Consider the following 13,914-nt stretch of genomic DNA (forward strand, 5'->3'; position numbering starts at 1 on the left):
CTGCCTTTTTATAAAGCTCGACTAATTACAAGCTTTTGTATTTCGCTCGTTCCTTCATATATTTGTGTGATCTTCGCATCACGGAAAAATCTTTCTACTGGATAATCTTTCGTATAACCATAACCACCAAATACTTGCACTGCTTCAATCGCAACTTCAACAGCCGTCTTAGAAGCAAATAATTTCGCAATAGAAGCTTCTTTACCGCATGGTAATCCTTGTGCTCTTAGCGATGCCGCTCTGTATACAAGTAATCGCGCTGCTTCTACGCTAGTCGCCATATCTGCAAGTTTGAATCCGATCCCTTGCTGCGCCGCAATTGGCTTTCCGAATTGCTCACGCTCTTTCGCATAATCAATCGCACTTGCAAGCGCCGCTTCCGCGATTCCTAATGCCTGCGCTCCGATTCCAATTCGCCCAACATCTAAATTCGCCATTGCCACCTTAAATCCTTGTCCTTCTTCACCAAGTAAATTCTCAGCCGGCACTTTCATATCTTCAAACGTAAGTTGCACTGTACGAGAACCAAGAAGCCCCATCTTATGCTCATCTTTTCCGATGATTAAGCCTGGTGTATCTTTCTCTACTATAAATGCTGAAATCCCGCTTTTCCCCGCCTCTGGATTTGTAGACGCGAAGACGATATATGTACTTGCTTCACCACCATTTGTAATAAAGACTTTCGATCCATTAATGATGTAGTGATCACCTTTCTTTACAGCTCTTGATTTCAAACTGCCTGCATCTGATCCTGCATTCGGTTCTGTTAGAGCAAATGCGCCTAAATATTCACCAGTCGCCAGTTTAGAAACATACTTCTGCTTCTGTTCTTCTGTTCCGAAATACAAAATCGGATTCATTCCAACTGACGTATGTACAGCTAAAATTACACCGACCGTTGCGCTTACCTTTGAAATTTCTTCAATCGCTAGAATGTAAGAAATAAAATCCATTTCTGCCCCGCCATATTTTGCAGGCGCTGGAATACCCATTAGTCCAAGCTCACCCATCTTTTGCAAAATCTCTTTTGGGAACACCCCTTGTTCCATACTAGGAACAAAGGGAGCTATTTCCTTCTGCGCAAAATCTCGAACCATTTTCCTCATTATTTGTTGCTCTTCAGTAAAGTGAAAATTCATGTACTTCGCCTCCGTTTGCTATATATCTTTTTAATAATTTGGTAAGACCACTACTTTAATAAAGGGAGGAATTTATTCGTAAACGTAGAAACCACGACCCGTTTTACGTCCTAACCATCCTGCATTCACATACTTACGTAATAATGGACATGGGCGATATTTACTATCTCCTAATCCTTCATGCAACACTTCCATAATGTATAAACACGTATCTAAACCGATAAAATCAGCTAATGTAAGTGGTCCCATCGGATGATTCATACCGAGTTTCATTACTTCATCAATCGCTTCTTTCGTCGCTACACCTTCATATAACGTATAGATTGCTTCGTTAATCATCGGTAATAAAATACGGTTCGATACAAACCCTGGGAAATCATTTACTTCAACTGGCACTTTCCCGATTTTTTTCGTAATATCCTCAATCGTTTCGTACACTGCATCATCTGTAGCTAAACCACGAATAATTTCAACGAGTTTCATAACTGGAACTGGATTCATAAAGTGCATGCCGATTACTTTCTCAGGTCGTTTCGTTACCGCTGCAATTTCCGTAATTGGTAGAGATGACGTATTCGTCGCTAAAATTGCGTGTTCTGGAGCAATTTCATCTAGATTCGCAAAAATTTTCTTTTTAATATCCATTTTTTCAACAGCTGCTTCAATAATAAGATCCGCTTCTTTGACACTATTTAAATCGAGCGTCCATGTAAGACGATTTAAAGTCGCTTCTTTCTCTTCTTCCTTCATACGACCTTTTTCTACTTGGCGGGCTAAATTTTTCGAAATAACAGCTAGCCCTCTATCTAATTGCTCTTGCTTTAAATCTTGCACTTTCACATCATAGCCTGCCATTGCACACACTTGTGCGATACCTGAACCCATTTGCCCTGCACCAATTACAACTATTTTTTGTACACCCATTCTTTCTTCCCCCTTAATATAAGTTGTTAATAAACCAAAAATTTCCTGAACGTAAATTAATGAACCTCAATCATCACTGCATCACCTTGACCGCCACCGCTACAAATAGAAGCGATTCCAATTCCGCCGCCGCGCTGCTTCAGTGCATGGATAAGTGTAACGATAATACGTGCTCCGCTCGCTCCAATTGGATGACCCATTGCTACAGCACCGCCATTTACATTCAATTTTTCCGGATCGATCCCTGCGATTTCTGTACTTGCAATTGCTACCGCCGCAAATGCCTCATTGATTTCAAATAGATCTATGTCTTCAATTGTCTTACCTGTCTTTTTCAGCAATTCATTAATTGCATAACCTGGCGTTCTTGGGAAATCCTTCGATTCTACCGCAATCGCCGTATGTGCCAAAATTGTCGCTAATGGCTTTCTTCCTTCTTGCTTCGCTCTGTCCTCGCTCATTAATACAAGCGCAGCACCGCCATCATTTAGTCCAGGGGCATTACCAGCTGTTACTGCCGACGTCTTATCAAAAACAGGCTTTAATTTCGCTAGTTTTTCAATCGTTGTATCTTCACGCGGCGCCTCATCCTTAGCCACGACGATAGGATCGCCTTTTCTTTGCTGAATTGTTACTGGTACAATCTCCTCTTCAAAACGACCTTCCTTATGTGCCGAAACTGCACGTTGATGGCTACGATATGCCCATTCATCTTGTGCTTCGCGGGAGATCCCATCCTCTTTTGCAACTTCTCCGCCATAAACACCCATGTGTATACCTGAAAATGCGCATGTTAAACCGTCTGCAACGTTTAAATCGATAACTTCGTTGTTACCCATTCTGTATCCCCATCTTGCCCCTCGTAAAATGTAAGGGCTGTTACTCATCGATTCCATTCCACCAGCTACAATCAGTGATTGATCACCAGTACGAATAATTTGATCCGCTAATGTAACTGCGCGAAGTCCTGATGCACAAACTTTATTTACTGTTTCTGTCTGCACTTCCCAAGGAATGCCGGCCGCTCTTGCTGCTTGGCGTGATGGAATTTGTCCTTGCCCTCCTTGGATAACCGTTCCAAATATAACTTCTTCAACATCACTAGCGGAAACATTCGCTCTTTCAAGCGCTGCCTTAATTGCGATTCCTCCAAGTTCTGTTGCTTTCACGTCTTTTAAAGTTCCTCCAAATTTTCCAACCGGTGTTCTTGCAGCACTTAAAATAACTGTTTTACTCATGTTTCTTTCCCCCATTTCTTTTTTTAGCACCGAGCGCTCGCTCGGCATTCCTACGTTGAGAAGAGGTGCAATTATTGCACCTCTTTCTAAAGTTGGATGCATGCCTACAAACTACATTGCTTCTTTCTTCTGTCCGATAACTGAGCGTTCTAAAATCTCTGTTACGTCCAGAGTTTGAACTGTTTCTTCAACTTCTTTCGCTTTCGTACCGTCACTAATCATCGTTAAGCAATACGGGCATCCTGTACCGATAATTGACGGCTGCACAGCTAGCGCTTGTTCTGTACGAGCAACGTTAATACGAGAACCTGCCGTTTCTTCCATCCACATTAGGCCACCACCCGCACCACAGCACATTCCCGTTTCACGGTTACGCGCCATTTCTACAAGGTTTACACCTGGAATTGCTTTTAGAATATCGCGCGGTGCTTCGTATACTTCGTTGTATCTTCCTAAGTAACAGGAATCATGATACGTAACTGTCTCTTCAATAGAATGGACAGGTTTTAAACGTCCTTCCTTCACCCACTGAGCTAGTAATTCTGTATGATGATAGACTTCTGCTTGTAAGCCAAAGTCCGGGTACTCATTTTTAAAAGTGTTATAAGCATGAGGGTCAATCGTAACGATTTTCTTCACTCCTGCTTTTTCAAATTCTTCAATATTTTTAGTCGCCATTTCCTGGAATACAAATTCATTTCCAAGGCGGCGCGGTGTATCACCAGAGTTCTTTTCCTTATTACCAAGAATTGCGAATGAAATGCCTGCTTCGTTCATTAGCTTCGCAAATGATATCGCAATCTTCTGACTGCGATTGTCATACGAACCCATTGATCCAACCCAGAATAAGTATTCAAACTCTTCGCCAGCTTTTGATTTCTCCTTTACAGTTGGAACTGTTACTTCATCGTCACCTTGGCGCCATGTTTCACGCTCTTTACGATTCAGTCCCCACGGATTCCCTTGACGCTCAATGTTTGTCATTGCACGCTGCGCTTCCGCGTCCATCTTCCCTTCTGTTAAAACGAGATAGCGGCGTAAATCAATAATTTTGTCAACATGCTCATTCATAACTGGGCACTGGTCCTCACAGTTACGGCACGTTGTACATGCCCAAATCTCTTCTTCTGTAATAACATCTCCGATTAAACTTGGATCGTACGCTAGCGCTGTAGCCGCTGATTCTTGTTGTCCTTTTCCAGCTGCCATCATCGCTAACTGATTTCCTTGTGTATTATTAAAAGCAACAACTGGAACCCACGGTGCTTTTGATGTTACCGCTGCTCCTTTATCAGTTAAATGATCACGAAGTTTTAAAATTAAATCCATCGGTGATAACATTTTCCCTGTTCCTGTTGCCGGACACATATTTGTACAACGACCACATTCGACGCAAGAATATAAGTCGATAAGTTGATTTTGTCTAAAGTCTTCAATTTTACCAACACCGAATGTTTCTTGCGTTTCATCTTCAAAATCGATTTTTTCAAGTTTTCCTGGATTTGAAAGACGACCAAAAAATACGTTAACTGGTCCAGCAATTAAATGCGCATGTTTTGATTGTGGTACATAAACTAAAAACGTTAACAAGATTAATAGATGCACCCACCAAGAGAAATAGAACACTGAAATGGCTACGGTTTCATTTATCCCTGAGAAAACGTAAGCGATTGCAGAAGCGATTGGTTCACTCCACGAAAGCTCTTCGCCATGCCATATAATTCCCATTCCATTACCAAGTAGCACAGAAATCATTAAGCCACCGATAAAGATAAGGACAAGACCTGATTTGAAATTACGTTTTAAACGAACAAGCTTTTCAACATAGCGTCTATGAAAAGCCCAAAAGACTGCAATTAAAATAACAAGTGTGACAATTTCCTGGAAGAATGTAAATGCAGGATATAGTGGTCCAAGTGGAAGATGTGATCCTGGTGCGAGCCCTTTCCAAACGAAGTCAATTGCTCCAAATTGGACAAGAATAAATCCGTAAAAGAACATAACGTGAATGATGCCGCTCTTTTTATCTTTCAGCAGCTTTTTTTGACCGAAAACATTGACCTTAAGGAGATCCCAACGTTCTTTAAAACGACGGTCAAATTCAATCTTTTTTCCTAATTGTATGTAGGCCATCCTCGTTCGTATAAGATATACAAACAAATATCCCGCATAAGCAATAACAGCAATGGCAGCCAGCCAATTAATGATTAGTAAGCTATTCATTTTATGCTACCCCTCTCTTTGTAAGCCCTCTTCCTTTTTTAGAATCTTCGAAAATATATAATTTTCTGAATTGTATCCCCTATTCCCATTATATAATGAGTGAGCATTCAGTCAACAGTTTTTTGTTATACAACAACACATTTTTTAATAAAGCTGTTTATTTCGGTGAAACTATAAAGTGAAACTTTAATCGGCGGGGCTGTTCATACCCAATGATTATTAGCCCACACTAATCGGACTTTTACGGGCAGCCTGCAAATAGCGGGCTAAATTGAACTTTTGATTTGTAAAAAATTGATGGTGAAAAGACCGTGAAGGAGGGAATTTACTTATGTTCTTCTTATCTCTCTTGTTATTAGGCAGCGCTCTCTGGATTACAATCGACCTTTCATACGGGAGAATTCTTCATTTAAAGCGCGTACGCTCTCGTTCTTTCCCTTTACGTCAAAGTGATTTTCGCCTTTATACATACGGAAATGATCTGTACGATGCTCTCTTTACTGATATAAAACAAGCTAAACACCATGTGCACGTCTTATTTTTTATTGTAAAAAACGATGACATAAGTCTTAAATTTTTAAAGTTACTTATCGATAAAGCACAAGAAGGAATTGAAGTAAGACTTTTACTCGACCGGTTTGGAAGTCATTATTTATCAAAAGAAGCGGTTTACTCCCTACAAAAGCATGGTGTCTCTTTTTCATTTTGTCACAAAGTAAAATTTCCTTTTCTTTTCTTTTCTGCCAATCAAAGAAATCATAGAAAAATTACAGTTATTGACGGGAAAATTGGTTATATTGGTGGATTTAATATCGGCGAGGAATATTTAGGGCACAATCAAAAGTTAGGGTTATGGAGAGATTATCATTTACGTCTTACAGGTGAAGGGATACAAGATTTACAAAAACAATTTTTACATGACTGGTTTGATGATACGAACCAAAACTTATTAGATTCCTCTCTTTATTTTCCAGAACAACAACCTGGTGCTATTCTACATCGCTTCATCCCTACTGATGGTGCCTATTTACAAAATACATTTTTACATTTAATCGAAAGCGCGGAAAAAGAACTCTTTATCGGTACACCATATTTTATTCCTGGAAAAAAAATTATGAACGCATTATTAAAAGCACGAAAACGTGGGGTTCAAATAACTATTCTCGTTCCACAAAAGGCAGATCACGCCCTCGTTCGAGAAGCAAAATTCCCATATTGCCGAAAGTTAATACAAGCTGGTTGTAATATTTACGCTTTTCAGCAAGGATTTTTCCACGCAAAAATTATTATAGTAGATGATCATATTTGTGATATCGGAACTGCTAATTTCGATATGAGAAGTTTATATAGTAACCATGAAATCAATTGCCTTTTATACGATAAACATTTCATACAAGAAGTAAAAAGCAAATTCGAGGAAGATTTGGGACGCTCCTCATTACTTTCCTTTGAAGATGTCAGCCCTCTCTCCATTATTGATAGAGGAAAGGAATGGATAGGAACGATACTCGCGTTCTTTTTATAGGGAAATTTCAAGAGCCAAAGAGGTGAATCACATATGATAATGCGATTTGGATATGTCTCACATGCTACGGCATTATGGGACTGTTCGCCTGCCAAAACAATGACATTTACAAGCTGGAAAAAACTAAAAAAACAAGAGCGTGAAGATAAATTATATAATGTCACACTGCAAAATCTAGAACACACAATACGCATCCTTCATTACAATATTGCACACGAAATTCCATTATATCGTTTATCATCTTCTATCGTCCCGCTTGCAACACATCCTGAAGTTGAATTTGATTACATTCAACTATTTGCTCCACTATGGCGTAAAATAGGAGCATTAATTCAAGCACACAATTTACGCGTAAGTTTTCATCCCAATCAATTTACACTATTTACAAGCGACAAACCACATATTACAAATAATGCCATTACAGATATGACCTATCATTATAACGTGTTAAATGCTATGGGAATTGCAGATTCTTCCTACATTAATATCCATGTAGGTGGCGCGTATGGAAATAAGGAGAAGGCAATCGAACGTTTTCATGAAAACATACAACAACTTCCTTACCATATAAAAAGACAAATGACTCTTGAAAATGACGATAAAACATATACAACTTCTGAAACTTTGGCTATTTGTCAAAAAGAAAAAATCCCTTTCGTGTTCGATTATCATCATCACATAGCGAACCTTTGTAATGAACCGCTAGAAGAATTACTTCCTATGATATTTAAAACTTGGTCACATACAAATGTCCTTCCTAAAGTTCATATTTCTTCTCCTAGATCTGAAAAAGAATTTAGGGCCCACGCAGATTATATTGATTTAGAGTTTATTAAACCTTTTTTGCACATTACAAAAAAAATTGATCATGATTTCGATATTATGATTGAAAGTAAACAAAAGGATTTAGCACTTCTTCAGTTAATAGATGAAATCGCTTCTATAAGAGGGATAAAAAGAAAAAACGGCGCAACGTTACAATGGTAATTTGTAACACTGCGCTATTTTTTCAAAAAAAGTAATTCTTATAGCAAAAAACATCCTAATTTATATGCTATTATTTAAATTAGCATTTTCCCCCTGCGATTCAACTTTATTGAAACGGAGTCATAATATGATTAATCAAAAAAAATATGTACAATTTGTCATGATGTATATAATTATATTTTCTCTTTGGATATTCCTTATCCCTAGGGATTTAAATATAAAAGAAATTGGAATTCTCTTCTTATTTTGGTTTGCTACACTCTTTTCTTGCTATTGCTTATATAAAGCAATTAAAAAGATGAAGCACGGTGACAAACTATTTTGGGTTCTAGTACTATGCACTTGTATATGTGGATTAGCTATGGAGATAACTTTATTTCTTCATTCACTTTCTATATATGATCAAGTCATATTCTCATATAAGGCATTGCCTTTTTTCATCATACAATATATTTTGCTCTTTTCTGGCTTTGCTATAAAGTTTATAAAACATTACTCTATTAGAGGCCTTGCACAATTTTCATTCGACAGCATCTTTATTTTTATTATGAATATTTATTTTACCTTAACCTTTATTTTAGATATTTCAAGCTTTCGTATGTTAACGAAGGACACGTGGATTTTGATTGGGTATTTTATTGCACAATCATTAGTAATTTACGCCGTTATTAGTCTATATAGAAGAGAACAATATTCTTCTAGTAGAATTTCGTTAATTATCGGCTTTACTATCATACTTGTACACGGATATATACACCTATTCCAGTTAAACTCAGGAATGAAACCTTCTTCTGAAGTCTCTTACTTAATACATACTGCTTCAATTTTATTAATCGGTTTATCATCCATACTATATATTTTGGATAAACCCATGCAACATGAAACGAAAGCGAAATATTATCGATTCGATTATGTGCGCTTTATATTACCATATTTCAGTATAATCATTACCTTTGCCTTTATTCTTATTCAACCTTGGGATGATAAGTTCATGTTAATCGGTCTCGTATTATCACTCATCTTATTATTCCTACGACAACTTTACATGTGGAAAGATAATCAAGTACTAATCGATACGTACGAACAGTTGACTACACAACTAGAAGGGAAAGTTGAAGAAGGTGCATCTGCGTTATCAAAAAGTGAACAACGTTATACATCTTTATTCGAAGATCATCCTGATGCCGTTTTCTCTTTAAATATGAATGGCATTTTTCAACAATCTAATAAGGCTTGTGAAAGCTTATTTACTGCCTACTATTGTGAAGTCGAAAGCTATTCCCTTCTACACTTTATTGATTTAAAAGACCATGATCTACTAAAGAGAGCTTTACAAATAACTAAAGAAGGTAGACCACAAACTTTAGAGGTTCGTACAAAAGAAAAAGAAGGCTACTACTATTACCTTCACATTACACTCATCCCTACTTTCATAAATAAAGAAGTTGTTGGGATGTTCGGCATAGCACGTGATATTACAACTTTATATGAAAAACAAAAACAAGTAGAACATTTAGCCTTTCATGATGCACTTACAGGACTACCGAATCGCCGGAAATTCGAAAAAGATTTAAAAACGATTTTAAATACAGCTCAAAACAACACTAATGACGTTGCGGTCATGTTCCTCGACTTAGATCGATTTAAAAAAATTAACGATCGACTCGGCCATGATGTTGGGGATCTATTATTAATTGAAGTAGCAAAAAGATTACGTGGATGTTTGCGTTCAAAAGATATCGTTGCCCGCCAAGGCGGAGATGAATTTACGATTCTATTACCAGATATGTACTCTGAAAAAAGTGCTTCTTTTATAGCTGAACAAATTTTAACTATCTTAAATAAGCCTTACTTTATTAAAGATGAAGAACTTTCTGTTACACCGAGTATCGGAATTGCAATGTACCCTGACTACGGAACCGATGTAACCGAATTAATGAAAAATGCAGATATGGCTATGTATCGAGCAAAGGCAAATGGAAAAAACAGATTCGTTTTCTTCTCAAAAGAAATGAGTATTGCTCAAAATGAAATACACTTCCTAGAAGGTGAGCTTTCAAAAGCACTACAACAAAATGAATTTTTCCTTGAATACCAGCCACAAGTAAACACAAAAACAAAACAAATTATCGGTTTTGAGGCGTTAATTCGTTGGAAACACCCAAAACTCGGAATTGTATCACCTGCCCAATTCATCCCTCTAGCAGAGGAGACAGGATTTATTATTGAACTTGGTAACTGGATTTTACGTACCGCCTGCTTAGAAGCAAAAAAGTGGCATAACCAAGGATTTTCTCACTTAAAGGTTGGTGTAAATTTATCTGTTGTTCAATTTAATCACGCAAATTTAATATCAACTATTTCAAAATTCTTGGAAGAAACAGAACTAAAGCCGGAAGCGCTAGATATTGAGATTACGGAAAGTATCGCAATTAATCAAAATCATTCTGTAATTGCTAAACTAGAAGAACTTCAAAATCTCGGTATCCAAATTTCAATTGATGACTTTGGAACTGGTTATAGTTCTTTAGCTTATTTAACGAAATATCCAATCAATACATTAAAAATTGCTCGAGAATTTATTTGTGGAATTACAAATAGCCCTTTAGAAGAAGCCATTATCGCTTCCATTATTACGCTATCAAAAGAATTAAATTTAGAGGTTATTGCGGAAGGTGTAGAAACAGAAGAACAATGGAAGTTTTTACACGAGCAAAACTGTGACCACATTCAAGGATTCCTCTTTAGCAAACCTGTTTCTAGTAAAGATGTTTGGATGTTACTCAACGAAAAAACAACCGTCTAAGTAAGACGGTTGTTTTTTAATATTCAAAAGGTAGATCTGAAGCTAATTGTACCTCTTGATTATTATGAGAAATTACCTGGCTTTTCTCTAAAGCTGTATCTCCTAATGAAATACCCCATGCCATCGCTAACGTTAATAGACTACCAATAAGTAGTTTTTTCATATTCCATCACCCACATTTTTTCTTTTAATATATCATGAAAATTTATCCATACCGTATGCAATTATGCATATCCATTTTTTAGGGTGTTATCTGTTGATTTTATTTGCAAGCGCTTCTTTATATACATGCATTTCTAATATATCAAAAAAGAAACTTGCTTTCTTATATGCATCTTCAATCTCTGCCCTATCATGCTCTAACTTCTCTAGGCATTCACCTCTTTGATAGTATAGCTGTCCAATTAATGCCATACTATTAATCCGGCACGATATTTCAATCGCTTTATTCACTTGATAAAGTGCTTCTTCATATTGGTTATCTAAGTATAATGCTTTCGCGTGATTATATCTTACCTTCACATCGAATTCTTCATTATTATGCAATGTTTCTACTTGCTTTAATATATCCTCAAATAACTCAATACTCTTCTTAAAATAGCCATTTTCAGCATAAATATTTGCAATCGCATTTTCTATATAAAGATTTTGATACACATCTATTCCCGTTAATTGTTGATTTAGTAGCTTTTTTAACTCTAGAATACAATATTCATAATCAATCTTCTTTAGCACATACGCAGATACATGATATTGCCATTGAAGAAACTGCTGAAACTCAGGATGATACTCTTCCTTTTTCAGCTCATTCCATACTTTATTATAAATCTCTTTATATTTCTTTTGCTTAAGAAGTATAATAATTCGATCTTTAAACTGCTTTTTCCTCTCGATATCGGAATAAATGAGTACCTCATAAAAATGAATAATGGGAACTTGTAACTTCGCTGCGATACCTTGCAATATATCCATACTTGGGTATACCGCGCCCGATTCAATTCTGCTCACTTCCGATTGATGACATACATTATCGGAGAGTTGTTTCTGTGTTAATCCTCTCATTACCCTAATTTTCTTTATTTCGCTTCCTAATTTTTCTGCATGCATACTTACTCACCATCCCATTATAACAATCTAATTTTTTAAGTTGTCATACCACTACAATAATGTGAATTCGACAATTTTTGATATGAAATAATGCATAATATATATAAAATTCGGCAAATTCCTCATACAATTCATCTCACATACACAATACAAGATTAGGAGTGTTATAGATGAATTATAGAAAACTTGCTAGTGCTTTCGTTACATTCGGTCTTCTTTGTCCTTTATCAACAGAAGCTATTCACGCTCAAGAATTAGATAAAAATGAAGTGAAAGTTGAAATTGCTCAGCCTGGTTTAACAATCGGAAAATTAACACAACCTCAAAACGATACAAAAGAGAATATTGCTAAAAAGTATTTAAAAGGTGCGGTAAATGGGGCTAAAGCTCAACAAGAGCAAGTTACTACTGAAAAGAATGTCGATTTTCAACCTACAAATACAGAAACAAAAGAAAATCAAACCGAATTACGCCTTGCACAAACATACAAAAACTATAAAGTATATGGTCAAGACCTCATTGTAAAAGTAGATAAAAATGGAGTAATTACAACTGTTAGTGGTAAAGTTGCCCAAAATTTAGACCAACAACTTAATCTTACTATAACAAATTTTTTGTCGAAAAATGAAGTAAAATCTAAATTACGTAATATACTTCAAATTCCAAGTGATGCGACAGAAACAGAATTTTCTAGCGAAACGGTAGTTTATACGAAAAAAGATGGGCACTATACATACGCAACGGTCCTTACATTTACTTATGAAAACAATGAACAAGTTATAAACGGAAATGTAATCATGGACTTACAAACTGGTGAAGTACTTTTCCAAGAAAAGTTTATTAAAAATAAAGAAAATAAAACTATTAATCAAGTAACAGCACCTAAACTATCACCAGCGAAAGAACAAGGAACTGGGAAAAATGCGCTACAAGAAAATGTATTATTTAATATCGCAAAAGGTACTGACGGAAAATTTTATTTAGCTGATTTATCCCGTGGAAATGGTATTTATATTTATAACGCAGACTATGCTGACTCTCTTGGTGGCGATAGCCAAGCCGGTTATCCAGGGACACTTATTTCAAGTAACACTTCGAACTTTGCAGATAAAGAAGCAGCTGGTGTTATGAAAAACATGAGTAATATTTACGACTATTTTAAGAAAGAACATAATCTAAAAAGTTACGATAATAAAGATTCAAAAGTTGTTGCTAGCGTCCACGGATTTGATTCTACTGAAGTTAGTGATGGTGTAAAAGAAAACTATGTAAATGCGTTTTGGCATCCAGGTTGGAATCAAATGGTCTTTGGTGACGGGCTAAATGGAAAATTAACCTCTGCTCTTGACGTAACAGCCCATGAATTTGGACATGCTGTATTTAGTGGTACGACGAAAAATAAAATTGTGCGATATCCAAGTGCTGAAACATCTGCGCTAAATGAAGGTCTAGCAGATTTTTGGGGTACACAAATAGAATATTACGTAAAGAAAGATAAAGGAAATTGGATTATGGGTGATACGTTAGGTGGTCTAACAATTCGTGACATCCCAGGTGAAATTGGTGACGGCGGCAACAAACTATATACAAACTTACAAGATTTCTATAATGATGGAAATAATCAAGAATCTCATGTGAATTCCGGAATCATTAGCCATGTATTATATCAATTAGCTGAAGGTAAAACGTATAACGGTATATCTGTTCAAAGACAAGGAAATGAAAAAGTAAGTAAAGTTGTTATGCGTGCATTGCAAAACTACGCAACTTCAGCAGAAGATTTTGAATCACTTCAATCTCACATTGTACAAGCTGCAAAAGACTTATATGGTAATACGACAGCAACAGAATTCGAAAAGGCTTTCCAAGCACATGGATATAAAGCACTAGCAAAAATTAATAAAGTAGTAGAAGTACAACAAGGAAAATAAGAAAAAAAGAAGTTTACCGACTATAGGTAAACTT

At 36.4% G+C, this 13,914-nt stretch carries 10 protein-coding genes; 4 read left to right on the top strand and 6 right to left on the bottom strand.

What is annotated here, in order from left to right; translation table 11 throughout:
- Window positions 1–8: 8 nt before the first annotated feature.
- The 4 genes from MHB76_RS25395 to MHB76_RS25410 all read right to left on the bottom strand — a co-directional run bounded on the left by MHB76_RS25395 (window position 9) and on the right by MHB76_RS25410 (window position 5,524).
- The gene (locus MHB76_RS25395; protein ID WP_078179527.1) at window positions 9–1,139 is read right to left on the bottom strand and encodes an acyl-CoA dehydrogenase; all 1,131 of its coding nucleotides are present in this window, start codon (window positions 1,137–1,139) and stop codon (window positions 9–11) included.
- A 72-nt stretch (window positions 1,140–1,211) separates the two neighbouring features.
- Window positions 1,212–2,063: a 3-hydroxybutyryl-CoA dehydrogenase gene (locus MHB76_RS25400; RefSeq protein WP_002113074.1), complete on the bottom strand. Its 852-nt coding sequence runs from the start codon at window positions 2,061–2,063 to the stop codon at window positions 1,212–1,214.
- A 56-nt stretch (window positions 2,064–2,119) separates the two neighbouring features.
- Window positions 2,120–3,403: an acetyl-CoA C-acetyltransferase gene (locus tag MHB76_RS25405; RefSeq protein ID WP_340988036.1), complete on the bottom strand. Its 1,284-nt coding sequence runs from the start codon at window positions 3,401–3,403 to the stop codon at window positions 2,120–2,122.
- A 9-nt stretch (window positions 3,404–3,412) separates the two neighbouring features.
- A complete protein-coding gene (locus MHB76_RS25410; RefSeq protein WP_002198758.1) occupies window positions 3,413–5,524 on the bottom strand; it encodes a heterodisulfide reductase-related iron-sulfur binding cluster in 2,112 nt (703 codons plus the stop codon).
- Between the two features lie 331 nt (window positions 5,525–5,855).
- Here MHB76_RS25410 and cls point away from each other — a divergent pair, with 331 nt between their 5' ends.
- The 3 genes from cls to MHB76_RS25425 all read left to right on the top strand — a co-directional run bounded on the left by cls (window position 5,856) and on the right by MHB76_RS25425 (window position 10,842).
- Window positions 5,856–7,049 (top strand): cardiolipin synthase, encoded by a 1,194-nt coding sequence (cls, locus tag MHB76_RS25415; protein WP_340988038.1) that lies wholly within the window; start codon window positions 5,856–5,858, stop codon window positions 7,047–7,049.
- 33 nt (window positions 7,050–7,082) lie between these two features.
- The gene (gene uvsE / locus MHB76_RS25420; protein ID WP_199660334.1) at window positions 7,083–8,036 is read left to right on the top strand and encodes a UV DNA damage repair endonuclease UvsE; all 954 of its coding nucleotides are present in this window, start codon (window positions 7,083–7,085) and stop codon (window positions 8,034–8,036) included.
- Window positions 8,037–8,163: 127 nt separating this feature from the next.
- Entirely contained in the window at window positions 8,164–10,842 is a 2,679-nt protein-coding gene (locus MHB76_RS25425) for a DUF4084 domain-containing protein (protein ID WP_340988042.1), read from the top strand.
- 16 nt (window positions 10,843–10,858) lie between these two features.
- Here MHB76_RS25425 and MHB76_RS25430 read toward each other — a convergent pair whose 3' ends face one another.
- Window positions 10,859–11,005 (bottom strand): quorum-sensing peptide PapR, encoded by a 147-nt coding sequence (locus tag MHB76_RS25430; protein ID WP_033714914.1) that lies wholly within the window; start codon window positions 11,003–11,005, stop codon window positions 10,859–10,861.
- An 86-nt stretch (window positions 11,006–11,091) separates the two neighbouring features.
- Complete coding sequence (locus tag MHB76_RS25435) at window positions 11,092–11,949, bottom strand: helix-turn-helix domain-containing protein (RefSeq protein WP_340988044.1); 858 nt, start codon at window positions 11,947–11,949, stop codon at window positions 11,092–11,094.
- A 170-nt stretch (window positions 11,950–12,119) separates the two neighbouring features.
- Between MHB76_RS25435 and MHB76_RS25440 the strand changes: the two genes are divergently transcribed.
- A complete protein-coding gene (locus MHB76_RS25440) occupies window positions 12,120–13,880 on the top strand; it encodes a M4 family metallopeptidase (RefSeq protein ID WP_340988046.1) in 1,761 nt (586 codons plus the stop codon).
- Window positions 13,881–13,914 lie beyond the last annotated feature (34 nt).

Source organism: Bacillus sp. FSL M7-1345, assembly GCF_038006985.1.
Classification (GTDB): Bacteria; Bacillota; Bacilli; order Bacillales; family Bacillaceae_G; genus Bacillus_A; species Bacillus_A cereus_U.